This is a genomic window from Terribacillus halophilus, from assembly GCF_900162685.1.
Lineage (GTDB): Bacteria > Bacillota > Bacilli > Bacillales > Amphibacillaceae > Terribacillus > Terribacillus halophilus_A.
Genome location: NZ_LT727826.1, coordinates 13,477 through 38,432, shown reverse-complemented (window position 1 = coordinate 38,432; position 24,956 = coordinate 13,477). Strand labels below are relative to the sequence as shown.

The 24,956-nt window shown below is 43.7% G+C and carries 30 protein-coding genes and 1 other annotated feature; all 30 genes read right to left on the bottom strand.

All coding sequences use genetic code 11. The annotated features are described in order from the left end of the window. Positions 1-41: 41 nt before the first annotated feature. The 30 genes from rpsQ to B1K52_RS00520 all read right to left on the bottom strand — a co-directional run bounded on the left by rpsQ (position 42) and on the right by B1K52_RS00520 (position 24,954). Positions 42-305 carry a 30S ribosomal protein S17 gene (rpsQ, locus tag B1K52_RS00665; RefSeq protein ID WP_038565201.1) on the bottom strand — a complete coding sequence of 88 codons (264 nt, stop codon included), beginning with the start codon at positions 303-305 and terminating at the stop codon, positions 42-44. 22 nt (positions 306-327) lie between these two features. After that, complete coding sequence (rpmC, locus tag B1K52_RS00660) at positions 328-528, bottom strand: 50S ribosomal protein L29 (protein ID WP_077304121.1); 201 nt, start codon at positions 526-528, stop codon at positions 328-330. After that, a complete protein-coding gene (gene rplP / locus B1K52_RS00655; RefSeq protein ID WP_077304118.1) occupies positions 518-952 on the bottom strand; it encodes a 50S ribosomal protein L16 in 435 nt (144 codons plus the stop codon). The genes rpmC and rplP overlap by 11 nt, the downstream gene beginning before the upstream one ends. Before the next feature lie 18 nt (positions 953-970). Then, on the bottom strand, positions 971-1,612 hold the full coding sequence (gene rpsC, locus B1K52_RS00650) for a 30S ribosomal protein S3 (protein WP_077304115.1): 642 nt from the start codon (positions 1,610-1,612) through the stop codon (positions 971-973). 3 nt (positions 1,613-1,615) lie between these two features. Next, positions 1,616-1,957, bottom strand: coding sequence for a 50S ribosomal protein L22 (gene rplV / locus B1K52_RS00645; RefSeq protein ID WP_077304112.1), 342 nt, complete (start codon positions 1,955-1,957; stop codon positions 1,616-1,618). 18 nt (positions 1,958-1,975) lie between these two features. Continuing rightward, complete coding sequence (gene rpsS, locus B1K52_RS00640) at positions 1,976-2,254, bottom strand: 30S ribosomal protein S19 (RefSeq protein ID WP_077304109.1); 279 nt, start codon at positions 2,252-2,254, stop codon at positions 1,976-1,978. Positions 2,255-2,311: 57 nt separating this feature from the next. Next, positions 2,312-3,142 (bottom strand): 50S ribosomal protein L2, encoded by an 831-nt coding sequence (gene rplB / locus B1K52_RS00635; RefSeq protein WP_077304106.1) that lies wholly within the window; start codon positions 3,140-3,142, stop codon positions 2,312-2,314. 28 nt (positions 3,143-3,170) lie between these two features. Beyond that, positions 3,171-3,461, bottom strand: a complete 291-nt coding sequence (rplW, locus tag B1K52_RS00630; RefSeq protein WP_077304103.1) for a 50S ribosomal protein L23 — start codon at positions 3,459-3,461, stop codon at positions 3,171-3,173. Next, a complete protein-coding gene (rplD, locus tag B1K52_RS00625) occupies positions 3,461-4,084 on the bottom strand; it encodes a 50S ribosomal protein L4 (RefSeq protein WP_077304100.1) in 624 nt (207 codons plus the stop codon). Before rplD ends, rplW begins: the two co-directional genes overlap by 1 nt. A 26-nt stretch (positions 4,085-4,110) precedes the next feature. Next, the gene (gene rplC / locus B1K52_RS00620) at positions 4,111-4,740 is read right to left on the bottom strand and encodes a 50S ribosomal protein L3 (protein ID WP_077304097.1); all 630 of its coding nucleotides are present in this window, start codon (positions 4,738-4,740) and stop codon (positions 4,111-4,113) included. 27 nt (positions 4,741-4,767) lie between these two features. Continuing rightward, entirely contained in the window at positions 4,768-5,076 is a 309-nt protein-coding gene (gene rpsJ, locus B1K52_RS00615) for a 30S ribosomal protein S10 (protein ID WP_077304095.1), read from the bottom strand. Positions 5,077-5,437: 361 nt separating this feature from the next. Then, a complete protein-coding gene (gene tuf / locus B1K52_RS00610; protein WP_077304093.1) occupies positions 5,438-6,628 on the bottom strand; it encodes an elongation factor Tu in 1,191 nt (396 codons plus the stop codon). Positions 6,629-6,755: 127 nt separating this feature from the next. Further along, positions 6,756-8,834 carry an elongation factor G gene (gene fusA, locus B1K52_RS00605; protein ID WP_077304091.1) on the bottom strand — a complete coding sequence of 693 codons (2,079 nt, stop codon included), beginning with the start codon at positions 8,832-8,834 and terminating at the stop codon, positions 6,756-6,758. Between the two features lie 39 nt (positions 8,835-8,873). Next, positions 8,874-9,344: a 30S ribosomal protein S7 gene (rpsG, locus tag B1K52_RS00600; RefSeq protein WP_077304088.1), complete on the bottom strand. Its 471-nt coding sequence runs from the start codon at positions 9,342-9,344 to the stop codon at positions 8,874-8,876. A gap of 41 nt (positions 9,345-9,385) precedes the next feature. Then, on the bottom strand, positions 9,386-9,799 hold the full coding sequence (gene rpsL / locus B1K52_RS00595; RefSeq protein WP_077304085.1) for a 30S ribosomal protein S12: 414 nt from the start codon (positions 9,797-9,799) through the stop codon (positions 9,386-9,388). Between the two features lie 108 nt (positions 9,800-9,907). Beyond that, positions 9,908-10,159 carry a 50S ribosomal protein L7ae-like protein gene (locus tag B1K52_RS00590; protein WP_077304082.1) on the bottom strand — a complete coding sequence of 84 codons (252 nt, stop codon included), beginning with the start codon at positions 10,157-10,159 and terminating at the stop codon, positions 9,908-9,910. Positions 10,160-10,302: 143 nt separating this feature from the next. Then, complete coding sequence (gene rpoC, locus B1K52_RS00585) at positions 10,303-13,914, bottom strand: DNA-directed RNA polymerase subunit beta' (RefSeq protein WP_077304080.1); 3,612 nt, start codon at positions 13,912-13,914, stop codon at positions 10,303-10,305. A 56-nt stretch (positions 13,915-13,970) separates the two neighbouring features. Next, positions 13,971-17,510, bottom strand: coding sequence for a DNA-directed RNA polymerase subunit beta (rpoB, locus tag B1K52_RS00580; protein WP_077304077.1), 3,540 nt, complete (start codon positions 17,508-17,510; stop codon positions 13,971-13,973). A gap of 631 nt (positions 17,511-18,141) precedes the next feature. Then, positions 18,142-18,744, bottom strand: a complete 603-nt coding sequence (locus tag B1K52_RS00575; protein ID WP_077304074.1) for a class I SAM-dependent methyltransferase — start codon at positions 18,742-18,744, stop codon at positions 18,142-18,144. A 99-nt stretch (positions 18,745-18,843) separates the two neighbouring features. Next, a complete protein-coding gene (gene rplL, locus B1K52_RS00570) occupies positions 18,844-19,206 on the bottom strand; it encodes a 50S ribosomal protein L7/L12 (protein WP_077304071.1) in 363 nt (120 codons plus the stop codon). A gap of 52 nt (positions 19,207-19,258) precedes the next feature. After that, on the bottom strand, positions 19,259-19,759 hold the full coding sequence (rplJ, locus tag B1K52_RS00565) for a 50S ribosomal protein L10 (protein ID WP_077304068.1): 501 nt from the start codon (positions 19,757-19,759) through the stop codon (positions 19,259-19,261). Between the two features lie 41 nt (positions 19,760-19,800). Further along, positions 19,801-19,945 (bottom strand) — a sequence feature (ribosomal protein L10 leader region). 49 nt (positions 19,946-19,994) lie between these two features. After that, positions 19,995-20,687: a 50S ribosomal protein L1 gene (rplA, locus tag B1K52_RS00560; protein ID WP_077304066.1), complete on the bottom strand. Its 693-nt coding sequence runs from the start codon at positions 20,685-20,687 to the stop codon at positions 19,995-19,997. Between the two features lie 162 nt (positions 20,688-20,849). After that, on the bottom strand, positions 20,850-21,275 hold the full coding sequence (rplK, locus tag B1K52_RS00555; RefSeq protein ID WP_143588801.1) for a 50S ribosomal protein L11: 426 nt from the start codon (positions 21,273-21,275) through the stop codon (positions 20,850-20,852). Between the two features lie 170 nt (positions 21,276-21,445). Continuing rightward, positions 21,446-21,979 (bottom strand): transcription termination/antitermination protein NusG, encoded by a 534-nt coding sequence (nusG, locus tag B1K52_RS00550; RefSeq protein WP_077304060.1) that lies wholly within the window; start codon positions 21,977-21,979, stop codon positions 21,446-21,448. Between the two features lie 153 nt (positions 21,980-22,132). Further along, positions 22,133-22,309 (bottom strand): preprotein translocase subunit SecE, encoded by a 177-nt coding sequence (secE, locus tag B1K52_RS00545; RefSeq protein WP_077304056.1) that lies wholly within the window; start codon positions 22,307-22,309, stop codon positions 22,133-22,135. A 38-nt stretch (positions 22,310-22,347) separates the two neighbouring features. Continuing rightward, a complete protein-coding gene (gene rpmG / locus B1K52_RS00540) occupies positions 22,348-22,527 on the bottom strand; it encodes a 50S ribosomal protein L33 (protein ID WP_077304052.1) in 180 nt (59 codons plus the stop codon). A 39-nt stretch (positions 22,528-22,566) separates the two neighbouring features. Then, positions 22,567-23,217, bottom strand: coding sequence for an RNA polymerase sporulation sigma factor SigH (gene sigH / locus B1K52_RS00535; RefSeq protein WP_077304050.1), 651 nt, complete (start codon positions 23,215-23,217; stop codon positions 22,567-22,569). A gap of 87 nt (positions 23,218-23,304) precedes the next feature. Continuing rightward, positions 23,305-23,814: an NYN domain-containing protein gene (locus tag B1K52_RS00530; RefSeq protein WP_077304047.1), complete on the bottom strand. Its 510-nt coding sequence runs from the start codon at positions 23,812-23,814 to the stop codon at positions 23,305-23,307. A gap of 2 nt (positions 23,815-23,816) precedes the next feature. Then, positions 23,817-24,560, bottom strand: a complete 744-nt coding sequence (gene rlmB / locus B1K52_RS00525; protein WP_077304044.1) for a 23S rRNA (guanosine(2251)-2'-O)-methyltransferase RlmB — start codon at positions 24,558-24,560, stop codon at positions 23,817-23,819. Next, positions 24,550-24,954: a Mini-ribonuclease 3 gene (locus B1K52_RS00520; protein WP_077304041.1), complete on the bottom strand. Its 405-nt coding sequence runs from the start codon at positions 24,952-24,954 to the stop codon at positions 24,550-24,552. Before B1K52_RS00520 ends, rlmB begins: the two co-directional genes overlap by 11 nt. Between the last annotated feature and the right edge of the window lie 2 nt (positions 24,955-24,956).

Genomic DNA, 24,956 nt, shown 5'->3' with positions numbered 1-24,956 from the left:
GAGTGTTACCTCCCTTCGGAATCCTTCCGAGCGATCTTTAATTAGATAATTACTGCTTCTTCTACTACTTCAACCAAACGGAAACGTTTCGTTGCAGACAATGGACGAGTTTCCATGATACGGACCAAGTCACCAGTTTTTGCTGTGCCGTTTTCATCATGTGCTTTTAACTTCTTAGAGTACTTAACACGTTTGCCGTACAGCTTGTGAGTTTTGTAGGTTTCAACAAGAACAGTGATTGTTTTATCCATTTTATCGGATACAACGCGTCCAACGTAGACTTTACGATTGTTACGTTCACTCATGTCGCGAACCTCCTCTCGGAATTTAGTTATTTACGCTTACTTCTCTTTCACGAACAACAGTCTTCATGCGAGCAATTGTCTTACGGACTGTGCGAATACGTGCAGTATTCTCAAGCTGTCCAGTAGCTAATTGGAAGCGCAAGTTGAAAAGTTCTTCTTTAAGAGACTTAACTTTTTGTTCAATTTCGGCAGTGGTAAGTTCTTTGATTTCATTAGCCTTCATTGATTTCACCACCAATTTCTTCACGTTTTACGATCTTTGTTCTTACTGGTAGTTTATGAGAAGCAAGACGCAATGCTTCGCGAGCCACCTCTTCAGGTACTCCAGCGACTTCGAACATAATTTTACCAGGTTTTGTAACAGCTACCCAACCTTCAGGTGAACCTTTACCAGAACCCATTCGAACTTCTAGAGGTTTTTTAGTGTATGGCTTATCTGGGAAGATTTTGATCCATACTTTACCGCCACGTTTCATGTAACGAGTCATTGCAATACGGGCAGATTCGATTTGACGGCTAGTAATCCAAGCTGGATCTAAAGCTTGAAGACCCCATTCACCAAATGCAACTTCTGTACCGCCTTTAGCACGACCATTCAATTTACCACGGTGTTGTCTACGATATTTTACGCGTTTAGGCATTAACATAATGCTTTTCCCCCTTCCTTATCGGTTGTTTTTTGTTGGAAGGACTTCGCCACGGTAGATCCATACTTTAATACCAAGCTTACCATAAGTTGTGTCAGCTTCAGCTGTGCCATAATCAATGTCAGCACGTAGAGTATGAAGTGGAACTGTTCCTTCGCTATAAGATTCTGCACGAGCGATGTCTGCTCCGCCTAGACGACCAGAAACTTGAGTACGGATACCTTTAGCACCAGCACGCATTGCACGCTGCAATGTTTGTTTCTGCGCACGACGGAATGAAATACGGTTTTCAAGTTGACGAGCGATGTTGTCTGCTACCAATTTAGCATCAAGATCGACACGTTTCACTTCTACGATGTTGATGTGAACACGTTTGCCAGTAAGGCTGTTAAGAGCTTTGCGAAGTGCTTCAACTTCAGAACCGCCTTTACCAATTACCATACCAGGTTTACCAGTATGAATAGAGATGTTTACACGGTTAGCAGCACGTTCGATTTCCACTTTGGAAAGCGCAGCATCTTTCAAACGTTGTTCTAAATAATCACGGATTCTGATATCTTCGTGTAGTAAATCGGCGTAATCTTTGCCACCGTACCATTTGGAATCCCAGTCACGGATGACGCCGACGCGAAGACCTGTCGGATTTACTTTTTGACCCACTGCTTAACCCTCCTTCTTTTCTGTAACAACCACTGTAATGTGGCTAGTACGTTTGTTGATTTGGCTTGCACGACCTTGTGCACGTGGACGGAAACGTTTCAATGTAGCACCTTCGTTAACGAATGCTTCAGAGATAACAAGGTTATCCGTATCCATTTCATAGTTATGTTCTGCGTTAGCAACTGCAGAACGAAGTACTTTTTCTACTGGCAATGATGCACCACGCTGAGTGTGACGCAGAATTGCAATAGCTTCTCCAACATTTTTTCCTCGAATTAAATCAACTACTAAGCGAACCTTACGAGGAGCAATGCGAACTGATTTTGCCATAGCTTTTGCTTGCATTTAGGATTGCCTCCCCTCTTAGCGTTTTGTTTTCTTATCGTCCGCTGCGTGACCTTTGTACGTACGAGTTGGTGCGAATTCACCAAGTTTATGACCTACCATATCTTCAGTAACATAAACAGGTACGTGTTTACGGCCATCGTAGACAGCGATTGTGTGTCCAACGAATGTTGGGAAAATAGTTGAACGACGAGACCAAGTTCTAATTACTTGCTTCTTATCGTCTTCATTCATTTTGTCGACTTTCTTTAGCAAATGGTCATCTGCGAAAGGTCCTTTTTTCAAGCTGCGACCCATACATAAACCTCCCTTTGCGATATGGAGACGGGTGAAAATCCCCGTCTTGCTACCACATTATTTTTTACGCTTACGCACGATAAACTTATCAGACTGCTTGTTACGTTTACGCGTTTTGTAACCAAGTGTCGGTTTGCCCCATGGAGACATTGGTGATTTACGTCCGATAGGAGCGCGTCCTTCACCACCACCGTGTGGGTGATCGTTAGGGTTCATTACAGAACCACGTACAGTTGGGCGTTTACCCTTCCAACGAGAACGTCCTGCTTTACCAACGATGATTAGTTCGTGTTCCAAGTTACCAACTTGACCGACTGTCGCACGACAAGTACCTAGTACTAGGCGTACTTCACCAGAAGTCAGTCTTACAAGAACGTATTTACCTTCACGTCCAAGGATTTGAGCCTGTGCACCAGCAGAACGAGCTAGCTGAGCGCCACGACCTGGCTTCAATTCGATGTTGTGGATGATTGTACCGACTGGGATAGAAGCAAGTTCCATAGCGTTACCTACTTTGAAGTCAGCACCTTCACCAGAAAGGATTTCAGTTCCTACTTCCAAGCCTTTTGGAGCAAGGATGTAGCGCTTTTCACCATCAACATAGTGAATAAGAGCGATGTTCGCAGTACGGTTTGGATCGTACTCGATTGTAGCAACGCGTCCTGGTATTCCATCTTTGTCGCGTTTAAAGTCGATAATACGGTATTGACGCTTATGTCCGCCACCTTGGTGACGTACTGTCAATCTACCTTGGTTGTTACGTCCGCCACGTTTGTGAAGCGGTGCAAGCAATGATTTTTCAGGCTTGTCAGTTGTGATATCAGCAAAATCCGATACGGACATATTACGACGTCCATTAGTGGTCGGTTTATACTTTTTAATCGCCATCTTTGTTTCCCTCCTTCTCTATTAGTTCTTAAACACCTTCGAAGAAGTCGATTTCTTTACTGTCTTCTGTAAGTGTTACAACTGCTTTTTTACGATCTGGGCGGTATCCGCCGTAACGACCTTGACGTTTGAATTTACCTTTAAGGTTAAGTGTGTTGATTTGCTCCACTTTAACACCGAAGATCACTTCAACCGCTTGTTTGATTTCGATCTTGTTGGCACGTTTGTCAACTTCGAACGTATATTTCTTATCAACCATAAGGTCAGAAGAATGTTCCGTAATTACAGGGCGCTTAATAATATCACGTGGATCTCTCATTATGCAAGCACCTCCCCTGCTTTTTCAGCTGCCTCTTTCGTTAAGATCAGCTTATCATGCGTTAGCAAGTCAAGAACGTTTACTTCGCTTTGTGTCAACACTTTAACGTTTTTAAGGTTGTTAGCAGAACGTGCAACTGTTTCGTCTTTATCTGCAGTAACGATCAATACCTTTGTATCTACGTTGAGTGCGTTAAGCATAGCAACGACATCTTTCGTTTTAGGAGCATCAAATGCAAGGCTATCTAGAACGAAGATGCTTTCTTCTTGTACTTTTGAAGATAGTGCTGATTTAAGCGCTAGACGACGAACTTTTTTAGGTAGTTTGTAGCTGTAGCTGCGTGGAGTCGGTCCGAAAACAGTTCCACCGCCAACCCATTGTGGAGAACGGATGGATCCTTGACGCGCACGGCCAGTACCTTTTTGACGCCATGGCTTTCTTCCGCCGCCTCGTACTTCAGAACGTCCTTTTACTTTATGCGTACCTTGACGCATAGAAGCACGCTGCATTAGTACAGCTTCGTGTAATACATGTGTGTGTGGCTCAATACCGAAAACGGAATCGTTCAATTCGATATCACCGACTTGAGAACCGCTTTGGTTGAATAGTGCTACTTTAGGCATGATATATCCTCCCTTCGTATTATGAATTAGTTACCTTTTACGGCACCTGATACTTTCACGTAAGATTTTTTCGCACCAGGAACGTTACCTTTTACAAGGATAAGGTTGCGCTCAGCGTCAACTTTAACGATTTCTAGGTTTTGAACAGTAATTTGCTCTCCGCCCATTTGTCCTGGCAGTGCTTTACCTTTGAAAACGCGCATAGGGTCAATTACACCCATAGAACCTGGTCTTCTGTGGTAACGAGAACCGTGTGACATTGGTCCGCGGGATTGGTTGTGGCGCTTGATCGCACCTTGGAATCCTTTACCTTTAGAAGTACCTGTTACATCTACAACGTCTCCTGCAGCGAAAATCTCTACGCTTAGCTCTTGGCCTACTTCATGTTCAGCTAGAGCAGCGTCACGGATTTCACGAATGTAGCGCTTAGGTGTTGTGTTTGCTTTCTCAGCATGGCCCTTCGCAGGTTTGTTAGCGTTGTTTGCTTTCTGATCAGCAAATCCTAGTTGCAATGCATTGTAACCATCAGTTTCGACAGTTTTCTTTTGAAGAATTACGTTTGGTTCAGCTTGGATAACTGTAACAGCTTGAAGTTCACCATTTTCAGTGAAAAGCTGTGTCATGCCGATCTTGCGTCCCAAGATTCCTTTCGTCATCCGTTACACCTCCTATTTGTTGTTAAATTATAGTTTAATTTCGATGTCCACACCGGACGGTAGGTCAAGTCTCATCAAAGAATCGACTGTTTGCGGTGTAGGACTTACGATATCGATAAGACGTTTGTGAGTACGCATTTCGAACTGCTCACGAGAGTCTTTGTATTTGTGCACCGCACGTAGAACTGTATATACAGATCTTTCTGTAGGAAGCGGAATCGGACCTGATACGTTAGCACCAGAGCGCTTCGCTGTATCTACGATTTTTTCTGCAGACTGATCAAGGATTCTGTGATCGTATGCTTTTAAACGGATTCTGATTTTCTCTTTTGCCATTATTTTCCCTCCTTTATCGCCCTTATTTTTTAGGACATTCTCAGCGGAAATTAACTTGACCACCCTGCCATGGCAAAGGGGCCTGGTGTGCCAACAACCTCCCGCATCATCGCCTTTTAAATGACCAACATTATAATTATATAGAAAAAACGCGGTCAATGCAAGTCTTATCTAGATTCACAGTTTCTAAACAGTAATCTTTCATAAGATGACACTTTATGTATTATACAGAGGCTTCTACCTGTTTTCAAGTGATTTCAGCATTTTTTACAAATCAACTGCGCTGCCAATGTTTGGTTGGATAAAAATAAAAAAACAGACAGCACGTCTGCTGTCTGTTTTTCTATAAAGTTATGTCAGCTTACGCTTCGATAACAGATACAACGCCTGATCCAACAGTACGTCCACCCTCACGGATAGAGAAGCGAGTACCATCTTCGATAGCGATTGGAGAAATAAGTTCAACACTCATTTCTGTGTTATCGCCAGGCATGATCATTTCAGTACCTTCTGGAAGGTGAACTACGCCAGTTACGTCAGTTGTACGGAAGTAGAACTGTGGGCGGTAGTTAGTGAAGAATGGAGTGTGACGTCCACCTTCATCTTTAGAAAGAACATAAACTTCAGCTTTGAACTTTGTGTGTGGAGTAATTGTACCTGGTTTAGCAAGTACTTGTCCACGGTTGATGTCTTCACGGGATACACCACGAAGTAGCGCACCGATGTTGTCACCAGCTTCAGCATAGTCAAGAAGCTTACGGAACATTTCAACACCTGTTACAGTTGTTTTCTTGTTTTCTTCAGCAAGACCGATGATATCAACTTCGTCACCGACTCTTACTTCACCACGTTCAACACGGCCAGTTGCTACTGTACCACGGCCAGTGATTGAGAATACGTCCTCAACAGGCATCATGAATGGTTTTTCTTTGTCGCGCTCTGGAGTTGGGATGTACTCATCAACCGCATCCATAAGTTCGAAGATTTTCGCTTCGTAGTCAGCGTCGCCTTCAAGAGCTTTAAGAGCAGAACCTTTGATTACTGGTACATCATCACCAGGGAAGTCATATTCGCTTAGAAGATCGCGAACTTCCATTTCAACAAGTTCAAGAAGCTCTTCGTCGTCAACCATGTCGCATTTGTTTAGGAATACAACGATCGCAGGTACACCTACGTTACGAGAAAGAAGGATGTGCTCACGAGTTTGTGGCATTGGACCGTCAGCAGCAGATACTACTAGGATCGCACCATCCATTTGTGCAGCACCAGTGATCATGTTTTTAACATAGTCAGCGTGACCTGGGCAGTCAACGTGTGCATAGTGACGAGTTTCTGTTTCATATTCTACGTGTGCAGTAGAGATTGTGATTCCACGTTCTCTTTCTTCAGGTGCACCATCGATTTGATCATAAGCCATAGCTGTACCGTTACCAGACTTCTTGTGAAGTACAGTAGTGATAGCTGCAGTTAGTGTAGTTTTACCATGGTCAACGTGTCCGATAGTACCAACGTTAACGTGGGATTTGGAGCGGTCGAATTTTTCTTTACCCATTAGTAATTCCTCCTTAAATATAGAAAATATCATGTAATAGATAGTATGTTTCTTGTAATGCGGAAGCATACGCACGCGCACGTAGGCTTCCACTACAAGTTATACTTGATTACTGTCAAAAAATCAATTATTGACCAGCGTTTTTCTTAATAATTTCTTCTCCAACGCTTTTCGGAACTTCTTCATAGTGGTCGAATGTCATTGTGTAAGTTCCACGGCCTTGTGTGTTGGAACGCAACGCTGTTGCGTAACCGAACATTTCAGCTAGTGGCACGAATGCATTAACTACTTGAGCAGGTCCGCGTGTATCCATACCTTCTACACGGCCTCGACGGGAAGTGATATCGCCCATGATGTCTCCCATGTATTCTTCAGGGATGACAACTTCCACTTTTACAAGTGGTTCCAAGATGACAGGCTGACATTTGTTCTTAGCATTCTTAAGCGCCATAGAAGCAGCAACCTTAAAGGCCATCTCGTTGGAATCGACATCGTGATAGCTACCATCAAATAGAGATGCTTTTACGTCGATTAGCGGATATCCAGCCAATACGCCGTTTGCCATCGATTCTTTGATTCCAGCTTCAACAGATGGGATGTATTCACGAGGAACAACACCACCAACGATTTTGTTTTGGAACTCGAAACCAGCACCCTCTTCGTTTGGCTCAAATTTGATCCAAACGTGACCGAACTGTCCGCGTCCACCAGACTGACGTACGAATTTACCTTCGACTTCAGCAGATGCACGGAATGTTTCGCGGTAAGCAACTTGTGGAGCACCTACGTTTGCTTCTACCTTGAACTCGCGACGCATACGGTCAACGATGATATCCAAGTGAAGCTCACCCATACCAGAGATAATAGTCTGGCCAGTTTCAACGTTTGTTTCCGTTCTGAAAGTAGGATCTTCCTCAGCTAGTTTACCAAGTGCAACAGACATTTTATCTTGGTCTGCTTTTGTTTTCGGTTCAATCGCAACAGAGATAACTGGTTCTGGGAATACCATAGACTCAAGAATAACTAGTGATTTTTCATCACATAGTGTATCTCCAGTTGAAGTATCTTTCAAACCAACTGCTCCAGCGATATCACCAGCGTAAACTGTGGAAATCTCTTCACGAGTGTTAGCATGCATTTGCAGGATACGGCCTACACGCTCACGCTTGTCCTTCGTAGAGTTTTTCACGTATGAACCTGCATCCAATGTACCAGAGTACACACGGAAGAAGGTTAGTTTACCAACGAACGGATCTGTTGCAACTTTAAACGCAAGTGCACTGAATGGCTCGCTGTCGCTTGATTTACGCACAACTTGTTCTTCGGTACCTGGAACAATACCTTCGATAGCTGGTACGTCAGTTGGTGCTGGCAAGTAATCAACTACACCGTCGATTAGAAGCTGTACACCTTTGTTTTTGAATGCTGAACCACAGAATACTGGGTAGAATTCAACAGATAGAGTCGCATTACGAACCGCTTGTTTAAGCTCTTCGTTAGAGAACTCTTCCCCTTCAAGGTAGCGTTCCATAAGACTTTCATCTTGTTCCGCTACTGCTTCAATAAGGTTTGTGCGGTATTCTTCCGCAAGTTCTTTCATATCTTCTGGAATAGCACGAGCTTCAGAACGCTGTCCTAGATCATCAAGATAGTAGAAAGCTTCCATTGTGATTAAGTCGATGATTCCTTCGAAATCATCTTCTGCACCGATTGGAAGTTGTACTGGGTGAGCATTTGCGCCCAGACGTTCATGCATCGTCTTAACGGAATAAAGGAAGTCTGCACCTGTTTTATCCATTTTGTTGACGAATACGATACGTGGTACACCGTATGTTGTAGCCTGACGCCAAACTGTTTCAGTTTGCGGCTCAACACCGGACTGTGCATCAAGGACAGCTACCGCACCATCAAGTACACGCAGGGAACGTTCAACTTCAACTGTGAAGTCTACGTGTCCTGGTGTATCGATGATGTTGATACGGTGACCTTTCCATGCAGCTGTTGTTGCAGCAGACGTGATTGTAATACCACGCTCTTGCTCCTGCTCCATCCAGTCCATTTGAGAAGCACCTTCATGTGTTTCTCCAATTTTATGGATACGTCCTGTATAGAATAGAATACGCTCTGTAGCAGTTGTTTTACCAGCATCGATGTGAGCCATGATACCGATATTACGCGTATTTTCTAAGGAGAACTCTCTAGCCATGCAGTATTTCTCCTTCCTAGAGTGAATTTAAGTTGTATCTTACCAGCGGTAGTGAGCAAACGCTTTGTTTGCTTCCGCCATTTTATGCATATCTTCACGCTTCTTAACAGAAGCACCAGTGTTGTTAGACGCATCAAGAATTTCGTTAGCAAGACGCTCTTCCATTGTTTTCTCGCCACGTAGACGGGAATAGTTAACAATGTAACGAAGACCTAGTGCTTGACGACGCTCTGGGCGTACTTCAACAGGAACTTGGTAGTTAGAACCACCAACACGGCGCGCACGTACTTCAAGTACAGGCATTACGTTCTTCATGGAATTTTCGAAAACCTCCATTGGATCGTTACCGCTACGTTCTTTAACTAGTTCAAATGCTGCATAAAGAATCTTTTGTGCTTTTCCGCGTTGTCCGTCAACCATGATTTGGTTAATCAAACGAGTTACCAATTTAGAGTTGTACAACGGATCTGGTAATACGTCGCGTTTCGCAACAGGACCTTTTCTTGGCATATGTTCTCCTCCTTTCCTATGATGTTCAAATTATTTTAGTTTTATTTTTTAGGGCGTTTTGTTCCATATTTAGAACGACCTTGAGCACGGCCGTCAACACCTGAAGTATCAAGCGCACCACGTACGATATGGTAACGTACACCCGGTAAATCTTTTACACGTCCGCCGCGGATCAAAACAACACTGTGCTCTTGCAAGTTATGTCCGATACCAGGAATGTAGGCAGTAACCTCGATTCCGTTTGTCAAACGTACACGTGCATATTTACGCAACGCGGAGTTTGGTTTCTTCGGAGTCATTGTACCAACACGAGTACATACACCACGTTTTTGTGGAGAAGACTGATCAGTCAAAGACTTCTTGAAACTGTTGTACCCTTTGTTCAATGCTGGAGAGTCAGATTTCTTTGATTTGCTTACGCGACCTTTGCGTACTAATTGGTTAATAGTAGGCATGTTTTTTCCTCCTTTCAAAGCTTTTTGTAATACCACACATCCAGGTGGTTCATTTTAGGGCAAAAAACAAAGCTTTCACGAGCTGAGCTAGCATCAGCTGCGTCAAAACTATCTTTTAATTGCCAAAGTAGCTGTCCCTACATCTATGCCACAAGCTTCTCCTAATCGTTTCATAGAATCGACTTGGATCACTGGTATGCTTAATTCTTCTGCCAGCTTTATTACCTGGCTGGTAATGTGCTCGGCAGCGTCATTTGCAATGACAACTGTATCCACTTCAACCTGCTTCATGGCTTTCAGTGTTTGTTTGGTTCCGATAACGATTCCCGTGTTAGCTTGTGCTACTTTTTCATAAGACATATGCATATCCTCCAAAGTATACAAGGAGAATCGGAAGCACCTTGAATATAGTATCACTCAAGTAAGGTGATTGTCAATCACCTTACGAGAGATTTACAGTGCTTCCGACAATTATTTAGTTTCCTTGTGTATTAAGGGCACCGTTATGGTGTAACAGATTCTAAATCTTGATCTTCCGTCATTTCTTCAGGTACATCCAGTTTCGCTTTAATCTTACGATACTGCGGCATACCAGTACCTGCTGGAACTAGTTTACCGATGATGACATTCTCTTTCAGACCGAGAAGCTCATCACGCTTACCTTTAATTGCTGCATCAGTCAAGACACGAGTTGTTTCCTGGAAGGAAGCAGCAGACAAGAAGGAATCAGTTTCCAGGGAAGCTTTTGTAATACCAAGTAATACTGGCTTACCGCTTGCCGGCTGTAAGTCTTCTTGAAGTACAGAACGGTTTGCTTCTCTGAATTGGTGAATCTCAAGAAGAGACCCTGGCAGTACATTCGTTTGCCCGGAATCGACAACACGTACTTTACGAAGCATCTGACGAACCATTACTTCTACGTGTTTATCGCCAATTTCTACACCTTGCATACGATATACTTTTTGTACTTCTTTCAATAGATACTGCTGAACACCAGCAACACCGCGGACACGAAGCAATTCTTTCGGATCGATAGAACCTTCAGTCAGTCCTTCACCAGCTTCAATTACATCGCCCTCCGCAACACGCAGACGTGCGCCGTATGGAGCTGTGTATGTCTTCGTCTCAACGGTACCTTGAACAACAACTTCTTGCTTCTCTTTGACTTCGTTGATTTCGATGACAGTACCTTTGATTTCGGAAATAACCGCTTGACCTTTAGGATGACGCGCCTCGAACAATTCCTGGATACGCGGCAAACCTTGTGTAATATCGTCTCCAGCTACCCCGCCTGTGTGGAACGTACGCATTGTAAGCTGTGTTCCTGGTTCACCGATGGATTGTGCTGCGATGATACCAACTGCCTCACCGACTTCAACGTCGCTGCCAGTTGCAAGGTTACGGCCATAACATTTCTTACAAGCTCCGTGTTTTGTATTACATGTAAACACAGTACGGATTGAAACTTCTTCAATACCAGCTTCAATAATCTGTCTAGCAGTATCTTCATTAATCAATTCATTCTTCGTTACGATAACGTCGCCTGTTTCTGGATGTTTCACATTCTCAAATGCTGTACGTCCAACAAGACGGTCATACAATGGTTCGATCATTTCTGTGCCTTCTGTAAGTGCGCGCACTTTCAAGCTGCGGTCAGTTCCACAATCTTCTTCACGGATGATAACATCCTGCGCAACGTCAACTAGACGACGAGTCAAGTAACCAGAATCGGCTGTTTTCAGAGCGGTATCGGCAAGACCTTTACGCGCACCATGTGTAGAGATGAAGTACTCAAGTACTGTCAAACCTTCACGGAAACTGGACTTGATCGGCAATTCGATGATTCGGCCGGCCGGGTTGGCCATTAGACCACGCATACCAGCAAGCTGTGTGAAGTTAGATGCGTTACCACGGGCACCAGAGTCACTCATCATAAAGATCGGGTTACGGTTGCTCAAGGATTTCATTAGACGTTCCTGAATATCATCCTTCGCTTTAGACCAGATTGAGATAACACGGTCATAACGTTCTTCTTCTGTAATCAAACCACGGCGGAACTGTTTCAATACTTTATCCACACGTGATTGTGCCTCATCAAGAATCTCTGTTTTTTCTTTCAATACGACGATATCAGAGATACCAACTGTAATACCTGCTTTTGTAGAATAGCTGAATCCAAGATCTTTCATGCGGTCGAGCATCTTAGACGTTTCGCTGATTTTGAAACGCTTGAATACTTCAGCAATGATGTCTCCAAGGAAGCCTTTCTTGAACGGTGAGATAACATCGCGTTTAGCGATTTCCTCTTTAATGTTCGCACCCTTCTCAACGAAGTAGTGTGCAGGTGTTTTTTCTTCTAAGTTCTCGCGAGTTGGTTCGTTCATGTAAGGGAACGAGCTCGGCAAAATTGTATTAAAGATCAGTTTACCTACTGATGTAAGCAAGATCTGTTCATTCTGCTCAGCAGTGAATGTTTCGTTTTTCAATGAACCTGCATGTACTGCTACACGAGTGTGCAAGTGTACATAGCCGTTCTGATATGCAAGCATCGCTTCGTTTACATCATTGAAGATCTTACCTTCACCGATGGCATCTTCGCGCTCAAGCGTCAAGTAGTAGTTACCTAGTACCATATCCTGAGACGGTGTAACAACTGGTTTACCATCTTTCGGGTTCAAGATGTTCTGTGCTGCAAGCATAAGAATACGAGCTTCTGCTTGCGCTTCTGCAGATAGAGGTACGTGAACGGCCATCTGGTCACCATCAAAGTCAGCGTTATATGCTGTACATACGAGCGGGTGAAGACGGATTGCACGGCCTTCTACTAGTGTTGGTTCGAATGCCTGAATACCTAGGCGGTGAAGCGTAGGTGCACGGTTAAGCAAGACTGGATGCTCGCGGATAACTTCCTCGAGTACATCCCATACTTCTGGGTGCAAGCGTTCGATTTTACGTTTTGCAGATTTAATATTATGCGCAAGTCCTTTTTCAACCAATTCTTTCATGATGAACGGTTTGAATAGCTCAAGCGCCATTTCTTTCGGAAGACCACACTGATACATCTTCAAATGCGGACCTACAACGATTACGGAACGACCGGAATAGTCTACACGTTTACCTAGTAAGTTCTGACGGAAACGCCCTTGCTTACCTTTCAGCATATGAGAAAGAGATTTCAAAGGACGGTTACCAGGACCTGTAACCGGACGACCGCGACGACCGTTATCGATCAACGCATCAACAGCTTCCTGCAGCATACGTTTTTCATTTTGTACGATGATGCTAGGAGCGCCAAGATCAAGCAAGCGTTTCAAACGGTTATTCCGGTTGATTACACGGCGATACAAATCGTTCAAGTCAGACGTAGCAAAACGTCCTCCGTCAAGCTGTACCATCGGACGAAGCTCAGGCGGGATGATTGGAAGAACATCCAATACCATCCAAGAAGGATCATTTCCGGAATTACGGAACGCTTCCAAGACTTCCAAACGTTTGATTGCACGCGTTCTACGCTGACCTTGTGCTGTTTTCAACTCTTCACGAAGTGTTTCTACTTCTTTTTCTGCATCGATATCAGAAAGAAGTTTACGGATAGCTTCCGCACCCATTTGGGCTTGGAAAGTATTACCGTATTTCTCGCGGTAAAGGCGATATTCCTTTTCAGAAAGAAGTTGTTTCTTCTCAAGCGCTGTGTCACCAGTTTCAGTCACAATGTACGCTGCAAAGTAAATAACTTCTTCAAGCGCGCGAGGGGACAAGTCTAGTACAAGACCCATACGGCTTGGAATACCTTTAAAGTACCAAATGTGAGACACAGGAGCAGCTAGCTCGATGTGTCCCATACGCTCACGGCGTACTTTTGCTTTGGTAACTTCTACGCCGCAGCGATCACATACAACACCTTTATAACGGACGCGTTTGTATTTTCCGCAGTGACATTCCCAGTCTTTTTGAGGACCGAAGATACGTTCACAGAACAAACCGTCTTTCTCAGGCTTCAATGTACGATAGTTGATCGTTTCCGGCTTTTTCACTTCTCCATAAGACCAAGAACGAATCTTATCAGGTGAAGCCAAACCTATTTTCATAAACTCAAAATTATTTACATCTATCAAGGGGCCTACCTCCCTTTTAGTATCCCGTTACTGCCCTGCAGTTGATGTTGCGTCGCTTAACCTTCCTGTACATCAAGATTGATGCGGTCAGGCGCTTGCGTATCGTCTTCATCCTCGAGTTCGCGCAATTCTACTTCTTCTTCATCACCATTGAGGATCTTGACATCCATACCAAGACTCTGAAGTTCTTTAATCAATACTTTGAATGATTCTGGTACACCTGGCTCTGGTACATTATCACCTTTAACAATAGCTTCATAAGTTTTCACACGTCCGACTACGTCATCGGATTTAACTGTTAGAATCTCTTGCAATGTGTATGCTGCACCGTATGCTTCAAGTGCCCATACCTCCATCTCACCGAAACGCTGTCCACCGAACTGGGCTTTACCACCTAGCGGCTGCTGCGTAACAAGAGAGTAAGGACCAGTGGAACGTGCATGCAGCTTGTCATCAACCATGTGAGCAAGCTTGATCATGTACGATACACCAACAGAAACGCGGTTATCAAATGGTTCACCGGATCTTCCGTCGTAAAGGATTGTTTTCGCATCACGCGGCATTCCAGCTTCTTCAAGTGTTTCCCAAACATCTTCTTCACGCGCACCATCAAATACTGGTGTTGCAACGTGGATGCCTAGAGCACGAGCTGCCATTCCTAAATGAAGCTCAAACACCTGACCGATATTCATACGAGATGGTACCCCTAATGGGTTAAGCATGATATCAACTGGTGTGCCGTCTGGCATGAACGGCATATCCTCTTCAGGAAGGATTTTAGAGATAACACCTTTGTTACCGTGACGTCCGGCCATCTTATCCCCTTCAGAAATCTTACGTTTCTGAACGATGTAGGCACGCACTAGCTGGTTTACACCTGGAGGAAGCTCATCGCCATCTTCACGGTTGAAGATTTTAACATCCAAGACAATACCGCCGGCACCGTGTGGTACACGAAGGGAAGTATCACGTACTTCACGAGCTTTTTCACCAAAGATTGCGTGCAATAGACGCTCTTCAGCAGAAAGCTCCGTTACGCCTTTAGGTGTTACTTTACCAACAAGCAGATCACCATCAGAAACCTCAGCACCAACACGGATAATACCGCGCTCGTCAAGGTTCTTCAGTGCATCTTCCCCAACGTTAGGGATATCGCGAGTGATTTCTTCTGGTCCAAGCTTCGTATCACGAGCTTCTGATTCGTACTCCTCGATGTGGATAGATGTATAAACATCATCTTTTACAAGGCGTTCACTCATGATGATCGCATCCTCGTAGTTGTAACCTTCCCATGTCATGAAGGCAACTAGTACGTTACGGCCAAGTGCAAGCTCCCCATCTTCCATAGAAGGTCCGTCAGCAAGGATTTCTCCTTTAGTGACGCGGTCGCCAACACTTACGATTGGACGCTGGTTATAGCACGTTCCTTGGTTGGAACGTTTGAATTTCTGTAGACGATAGCGGTCCGTGTCGCCTTTTACTTCACTGCCGCCTACTTCTGTTACACGTCGTACGAAGATTTCTTTTGCTTCTACACGCTCGACGATACCGTCTTCGCGGCAAATAACAGCTGCACCGGAGTCTTTACCCGATACATATTCCATACCCGTACCAACGATTGGCGCTTCTGGCTGCATCAACGGTACTGCTTGTCGCTGCATGTTCGCACCCATCAGTGCACGGTTGGAGTCATCGTTTTCCAAGAAAGGAATACATGCCGTTGCGGCAGATACAACCTGCTTCGGCGATACGTCCATGTAATCGATACGATCACGGCCTACAATTGTATTCTCTTCACGGAAACGAGCAACTACTTCTTCGTTCTCGAAGCTTCCGTCTTCTAATAACGGAGAGTTTGCCTGTGCGATAACATAGTTATCTTGCTCATCAGCAGTTAGGTAGTCGATATGTTCTGTAACACGGTTTGTTTCTGGATCAACGCGGCGGTAAGGCGTTTCGATAAATCCAAATTTATTCACTTTCGCATAAGATGAAAGTGAGTTAATCAAACCAATGTTCGGACCCTCTGGCGTTTCGATCGGACACATTCTTCCATAGTGGGAGTAATGTACGTCACGAACTTCAAAGCCGGCACGTTCCCGCGTAAGACCACCAGGTCCCAAAGCAGAAAGACGACGTTTGTGCGTCAATTCACCAAGCGGATTCGTTTGGTCCATGAACTGGGAAAGCTGAGAGCTACCAAAGAACTCTTTAATCGATGCAATTACCGGACGAATATTGATCAGCTGCTGTGGTGTGATGGAAGAAGTGTCTTGGATAGACATACGTTCTCTTACCACACGTTCCATACGGGATAGACCGATACGGAATTGGTTTTGAAGCAACTCACCAACAGAACGCAATCTTCTGTTACCAAGATGGTCAATGTCATCTGTGCCGCCTACTTCATACAATAAGTTAAAGAAGTAGCTGACAGCAGATAAGATATCAGCAGGATCAAGATTCTTGATGCTGTCATCAACCTTAGCATTACCAGTAACATTTAATGTGCGCTCACCTTCAGGATCTGTAGGGTCAACAATTTTAATTGTCTGTACTACAACAGGATCTTCTACAACACCGTCATGAGGTTCAACAACATTTTCACCGAATTTACCGTTTGTTCCGTCCAAGTGAGGAAGGATCTTATCAAGCAAACGGCGGTCTAATTTATCGCCTTTTTGAGCAAGCACTTCGCCTGTCTCTTCATCAACAACTGGCTCAGCCAATGTTTGGTTGAAAAGACGGTTTGCGATGTTAAGTTTTTTATTCATTTTGTAACGACCTACATGCGCTAGGTCATAACGTTTTGGATCGAAGAAACGAGAAACAAGCAAGCTTTTCGCATTCTCTACTGTTGGCGGCTCACCTGGGCGAAGACGCTCATAGATTTCAAGCAATGCTTTTTCTGTTGTTTCTGTGTTGTCTTTCTCCAACGTGTTACGTAAGTATTCGTTCTCACCAATCAAATCAATGATTTCTTGGTCTGTCCCGAATCCAAGTGCACGAAGCAATACAGTGATTGGCAGTTTACGAGTACGGTCAATACGTACATGTACAACATCTTTCGCATCTGTTTCGAATTCCAACCATGCACCACGGTTAGGAATTACAGTAGCTGTATGCCCGCGTTTTCCGTTCTTATCAACTTTTTCACTGAAATAAACACTAGGGGAACGAACAAGCTGAGAAACGATAACACGTTCCGCACCATTAATGACGAACGTACCTGTATCAGTCATTAATGGGAAATCACCCATGAATACTTCTTGTTCTTTCACTTCACCTGTTTCGTTATTCAACAAGCGTACTTTCACACGAAGTGGAGCGTTATAGGTAACGTCTCTTTCTTTCGCTTCATCTACTGGATATTTCGGTTCGCCAAGGCTATAGTCGACAAATTCCAGCGATAGGTTACCCGCGAAATCTTCAATCGGGGAAATATCTTGGAACATCTCTCGCAATCCTTCTTCTAAGAACCATTCATAAGAAGCGGTTTGAATCTCGATAAGATTCGGTAACTCTAGCACTTCACTAATACGTGCATAGCTTCTGCGCTGGCGGTGTCGTCCATACTGAACTACTTGACCTGTCAACAGCTTCACCCCTCAAATCAAACATTAGTAATGTATTCAAGCTACAGTCCGTAAACTGCAGTAAATCAACACTTTGTGACAGTTTATTCCCATTGCCTAAAAGAGACATAACGGGCCTTTTTCGGATAAAGGTCTGCCTGAATTGCCGGAAATGCCGATTGACTTTCCAAGCAATAAATTATATATTGTAGCTAACATAAATGAATCGCCACAATATTTACATTGTTCACATCTTCTCTTTTACATAGAAAAGCATTCGCATAAATACGAATGTGATGTGAATGTTGTAATGAAGCGGGCTTCCCTTCCTGTTTAACAAAAAACAAAAAGTGGTATAGTTCCAACAGCAAAATACTTCCTACTGTTCACTCTGCGCCGCCTGCAAGCTAAAAGCGAAAAAGGTTTTTTCATAAAAACCGTTAAAAATTCAGCTTACTAGCTCCCCCGAATGGCGACATACCCTAATCATACATATTAAAATAAAATCGACGACGGCAAAAAGCATAATAATGATAGCAGTCTTACCAATCAGCCGACAGTTTAAACACGATTACTAAAGAAAAATTATATTTTTCTCCAAGTATCGTTACCTATTGGCATTTTACTATACTATCACAAGCATTTCTTTGAGTCAATCTTTTTTAGCCAGTAGAATATAATAGCCTTTATCTTTTTTCACGATCTCACAAGAACCAAATAGCTGATTCAGTTTTTCCTGAGCAGATGGAGCGCCCTGTTTCTTCTGGATAACTACCCAGAGCTCACCTTGAGGAAGCAAAGCGTGATAGCTTTCTTCAAATAATTGATGAACAAGCTTCTTGCCTGCCCGGATTGGAGGATTAGTAGCAATTGCTGCAAATTTACGATCCGAAAAAGCAGTTAAGCGATCACTTACATAAAAAGATGTATTGTCCGCACCATTTGCTTCTGCATTCTTTCTCGCAAGTGAAACAGCACGCTCATTTACATCACTCATAACAACAGAGCGTTCTTGATATGCCTTTGCGAACGAAATGCCAATCGGTCCATACCCACAGCCCAAGTCCAGTATATCACCCTCTATTTCCGGCTCGTGAAAAACATCAATCAAGACCCTAGAACCGAAATCGACTTCTTTTTTGGAAAATACACCGCTATCCGACGTGAATACGAGTGTCTCTCCTTTTAAGTTGAACTGCCATGTAGCAGGAGCACTTTCGGAATTTGGCTGGTTAGTATAATAATGATCCGACATAATTGGTCACCTTCTTTTTCAGGATCCATTCACGATTGCCATGGAGAATTGGAGAAATAGATAAAAGGAAAGCTCGCCCGAGGGCGAGCTTTCTTGTTATTACTTAACTTCTACAGAAGCTCCAGCTTCTTCAAGTTTAGCTTTAAGTTCTTCAGCATCTTCTTTAGAAACGCCTTCTTTGATGTTACCAGGAGCGTTATCTACAAGGTCTTTAGCGTCTTTAAGACCTAGACCAGTTGCTTCACGTACAGCTTTAACAACTTTGATTTTAGAAGCGCCAGCGCTTGTAAGAACAACGTTAAATTCAGTTTGCTCTTCAGCAGCTTCAGCAGCGCCACCAGCAGCAGCAGCTACAGGAGCAGCAGCAGTTACGCCGAATTCTTCTTCGATAGCTTTAACTAGATCGTTCAATTCTAGAACGGACATACCTTTAATCTCTTCAATGATTGTCTCTTTAGACATGTTATTTCCTCCTTGGAAAATGTGTATTTTTGTTTGGAAGTCTTAGGCAGCCTTACGCGCCTTGTTCTTCTTTTTGTTCCGCGATTGCTTTCGCTGCATAAGCGAAGTTGCGAACCGGTGCTTGTAGCACGCTAAGCAACATAGAAAGCAAGCCTTCGTAGTTCGGTAGAGATGCAAGTTCTTTCACTTGTTCTACACTAGCTACATTACCTTGGATGACACCAGCTTTGATTTCTAGCGCTTCATGCTTTTTAGCGAACTCGTTCAAGATCTTAGCAGGAGCGATTACATCTTCATTACTGAAGGCAATAGCAGTCGGGCCTGTCAAGTTCTCGTCTAGTTCTGTCAAACCAGCTACTTCTGTAGCACGGCGAGTCATTGTGTTTTTGTAAACTTTGAAATCCACACCAGCTTCACGAAGCTGCTTGCGAAGTTCAGTCACCTCAGAAACAGAAAGACCACGGTAGTCTACGATAACTGTAGATTGGCTCGCTTGGAATTTATCAGCGATTTCCGTAACAACCTGTTTCTTTTGTTCGATGATATTGGACATATGTTCCACCTCCTGTTAGCTTGTTCACCATTATACCTGGAGTTAACATGAAAAATGCCTCCATTCGACATGGAGGCATGATCATATAGGAACAGTCGGAACAGACTGCCTGTTATATCTCACACACCTCGGCAGGAGATTAAGCCCGAAGGCACCTGCTGTCTTAGGTATAACGTTTATTAGGTTTTAACCACAATTGATTATATAGTGTTTCCAGTTAGATGTCAATAGACGATTAACGGAAAGGAGACACGTCAACTTTGATTCCAGGACCCATAGTAGATGCAACTGCTGCATTCTTCATGTAAAGGCCTTTGGAAGCTTGTGGTTTAACTTTAACTAGCTGTTCAATTAATGCAACAAGGTTTTCTTCCAATTTCTCTTGAGAGAAGGAAGCTTTACCGATTGGTACATGAACGTTAGATTGCTTGTCAACGCGGTACTCAACTTTACCAGCTTTGATTTCCTGGATAGCTTTTGTCACGTCGAAAGTAACTGTGCCAGTTTTCGGGTTAGGCATTAGACCTTTTGGTCCTAGTACACGACCCAATTTACCAACTTCAGCCATCATGTCCGGAGTTGCAACGATTACGTCAAACTCGAACCAGCCTCCATTGATTTTTGCGATTAGATCTTGTTCGCCAACGAAGTCAGCTCCAGCAGCTTCCGCTTCTTTTGCTTTATCACCTTTAGCGAATACTAATACGCGCTGAGATTTACCAGTACCATGCGGCAATACCATAGCTCCACGAATTTGTTGGTCAGCTTTCTTAGGGTCTACGCCCAAACGGAAAGCAGCTTCAATTGTTTCATCAAATTTAGCAGTTGCTGTCTTTTTGACAAGTTCAACAGCTTCTTTTACTTCGTACAGCTGTGTACGATCAACAAGCTTAATTGCTTCTTGTTTCTTTTTGCTTTTTACAGCCATTTCCTTTTCCTCCTCGGATTGTGGTTTTAACGGTAGGACCTCCCACTTGTTAAAGCGGAGCGGACAAAGCCCGCTATTGCCGGAAATGCCGGCTTTTAAAAAGGCTGCGAAATGGTATCCTCCATTCACGCAACCTCGTCATTTTCCTTGATTGAAACAGAATTAGTCTTCGATGACAATTCCCATACTGCGAGCAGTACCTTCAACCATACGCATTGCTGCTTCAACACTTGCAGCATTCAAGTCAGGCATTTTAGATTCAGCGATTTCTTGTACTTTATCGCGTTTAACCGTAGCAACTTTGTTGCGGTTCGGTTCACCTGATCCTGATTCGATACCAGCTGCTTTCTTAAGCAAGACTGCAGCAGGCGGAGTTTTAGTGATGAATGTAAATGAACGGTCTTCGAATACCGTGATTTCAACTGGAATGATCAAGCCAGCTTGCTCTTGCGTGCGGGCGTTAAATTCCTTACAGAATCCCATGATGTTCACACCTGCTTGACCTAATGCCGGTCCTACTGGTGGAGCTGGATTTGCTTTAGCTGCAGGGATCTGCAATTTTACAACTTTGATTACTTTTTTAGCCACGAGACACACCTCCTTAAGTCCGTGATGTGGTAATAGGGCTTGTCACCCTCCCACTCAACATGTCTGTATATAGCTATAGATAGTATACACTATAGTCATTAACATTAAGATTCTAGCATTTATCCATAAACAATGCAAGAGGCCTTCCAGATAAATTCCGGATAAGGGAATTATATTTTCTCAATCTGTGAGAAGTCAAGTTCAACTGGTGTTTCTCTTCCAAACATATTCACATGGACTTTGACTTTCTGTTTATCCATATCAATATGTTCAATTGTTCCTGTAAAGTCATTGAACGGACCATCCGTGACACGAACACTTTCTTTCTCTTCGAAATCGAAATCTGTAAGTGCCTCTTCCATACCCATCCGTTTAAGAATAACTTCTACTTCTTCTTCTAATAGCGGCGTCGGCTTAGAACCGGAACCTGTTGAGCCAACGAAACCTGTTACGCCAGGTGTATTCCGCACCACGTACCATGAGTCATCTGTCATGACCATCTCAGTCAAAACATAACCTGGGAAAACCTTTTTCATCGATGTTTTGCGTTTGCCGTTCTTGATTTCCGTTTCTTCATCTTCTGGAACGACGACGCGGAAGATTTTATCTTCCATTCCCATAGAATCGAGTCTCTTCTCCAAGTTGGCCTTTACTTTATTTTCATACCCAGAATAGGTGTGTACGACATACCATCTTTTTTCCATGTGTCAGGACAAGCGCTTGTCCTTCCCTCCCTTTGGTTCTTAGTTATTGCAAATGCTGAAGCAAAAAGTCCAATTTAAAAAACCCGTATATAAACGGGTTTTTCGCTGCGAGCAATATTTAATATCATTATAGCATATATTAGTGGGTATTATTCAAAAGAATAAATTTAAGAGCTCAGAGATCCCAAAATCGACCAAACCGAAAAATATAGCTGTGAATGCGACTGTCAGGACAGTCACAATTGTATAACGGAATAATTCCTTACCGGTTGGCCAGCTGACCTTCTTCATCTCTTTTGATACATTTCTCAAAAACGTAACAGGATTCATGGTACTACCCCCAAACTTTCGCCGACAGGCATTGATGTCTATTTCGTCTCCCGATGGACTGTATGCTTGTCGCATCGTTTGCAGAATTTATTCGTCTCTAATCGCTGTGTTTGATTTGCATTCTTTGCTGTTGAATAATTGCGACTCAAGCATTCCGAGCACGCTAATGTAACTGTTTTACGCAGTATTTCCACCCTCTTCGGGTAATTTTGACACATTTTTACTGTAGCACGCTTAAAATGGCTTGTCAACGGAGCTTATAGTGTCACTTCGCTGATTTCAAGATAACGCTCTAACTTCCGCTTCACTCGCTGAAGTGCATTATCTATCGATTTGACGTGCCGCTTCAATTCCTCAGAAATCTCTTGATAAGATCTGCCATCCAAGTAAAGGGCTAGCACCTGTCTTTCCAATTCACTGAGCAGCTGCGCCATCTTCTCCTCCATATCAAGGAAGCGCTCCTGATTGATAAGGACGTCTTGCGGATCACCCGCTTTGGAACTGACAATGATATCAAGCAATGTCCTGTCCGACTCCTCATCATAAATAGGCTTGTCCAGCGATACATATGAATTGAGCGGAATATGCTTTTGTCTTGTTGCTGTCTTAATTGCTGTGATAATCTGTCTTGTCACACACAGTTCAGCAAATGCTTTAAATGAGGCTAGCTTTTCCCCGTTAAAATCACGGATGGCCTTGTACAGACCAATCATACCTTCTTGCACAATGTCTTCCCGGTCGGCTCCAATCAGAAAATACGTACGAGCTTTTGCTCTGACAAAATTTCGATACTTGTTAATCAGAAAATCTAGGGCATCAACGCGTCCTGCTTTAACTAAATCTACAAGTGCACTATCTTCCATCACTGCATAATCTTGGTCTTCCGTCCGATGCTTGACAATTGTCACTTAAGGATTCCCCCTGACCATATATACCGCGAGTACATTAGGGTCATTATACAGTCGGTCCAAATAACCGTCAATATACTACTTTGGTTATTTCTTCCTTCTGCGCCAAGCTTCGAGTGTATCCCGCACTTCAGGTTTTAGAGGGATTTTTGGTAGAAAATGTCGAGTATTGTATCCCTCTATCTCCTGGTCAATTTCCCGCTCAATTTGCTTGATTTCCAGATATAGTTCCCGAGATGATTTACGAAGTGCACCTTGCCCAAATATAGTACGCTGTTCTGCATAATCGCTTGTTGCAACGTAAACTTGTGTCTTGACATTTTTCAACGTTTTAATCAGTTTTTCGATACGGTCATCAGCTGTCTCTTTTTCTTTTGTATAAACAACTTCTACTTTAAAGTTTTCGTATTTTTTCTCCAAACCTCTCACATGGTAAGCGTCAAATACGACAATGACTCGATGACCTGTGTATGCTTGGTACTCGGCCAGCTTCTCTATTAAAATCTGGCGGGATTGTTCAAAATCCTTATCGCGGAGTGCGTGCAGTTCATCCCATGCACCAATGACGTTATAGCCATCGACCACTAAGATATCCATCTCTATTCTCCTAACGGATAACGCTGACGATGAACTTCATACATAAGCAGGCTTGCTGCAACACTGGCGTTAAGAGAAGTAACCCTGCCTTTCATTGGGAGGGCAACTGTCCAGTCACATTTCTCCCGAACAAGTCGGCTAATGCCTTTTCCTTCATTGCCGATCACAAGACCGATTGCTCCGACAGCATCAAGACGTCGGTAATCAATTGCCCCTTCTGCTGCTGTGCCAGCAATCCACACATTCCGCTCCTTCAGTTCATCAATGGTCTTAGCCAAATTTGTCACTCGTGCGACCGGAATATATTCTATTGCTCCGGCAGAGGTTTTGGCTACTGTAGCTGTTAAACTGACCGAACGTCTCTTCGGAATAATAACACCATGTGCTCCGACAGAATCTGCTGTACGCAAAATGGAGCCGAGATTATGCGGGTCCTCCATTTCATCCAAAATAATGAAGAACGGTTCCTCTCCTCTTTCCTCTGCTACACGGAACAAGTCGTCGACTGTGCTGTATTCATACGCCGCTACAGATGCAACAATTCCTTGATGGCTTCCCTCAATAAGCTGATCCAATTTCCGTTTCGGTACTTTTTGCACAATCGTGCCGCTAGCTTTAGCAAGTTCTTGTATTGACTGCCATGTTTTTGGCTGCAAGTGCTCTGAAACCATAATCTTGTTGATAGACCGGCCTGAGCGTAGTGCTTCTGTTACGGGATTCTTCCCGATTATCCATTCATCTGCCATGCTGCTGTCTCCTCTCTTCTACGTGGTTAATAGCTGCTTGTACAAGAAATTCGAGCCGATCGGTATCTTCCAGCAAATAGTGATAGCCGATTAACGCCTCAAATCCTGTACTATATCGATACGTCTGAACATCTGTATTTTTAGGAACAGTGCCGGATTTAGCATTACGCCCTCTCCGCACAACACCCTGTTCTTCCTCTGACAGCATGTCCTGCTCCAGCCAATGCCGAATCACCCTCGCTTGCGACTTAGCGGAAACGAAGGTGACAGCTGCATGATGCAGCTGATTCGGCTTGACCTCTCCTTTCTGAAGAAGATGCCGGCGGACATAGATTTCATATACAGCGTCTCCCATATAGGCGAGCGCTAGACTTTTCGTTTGTTTCACGTTCATGC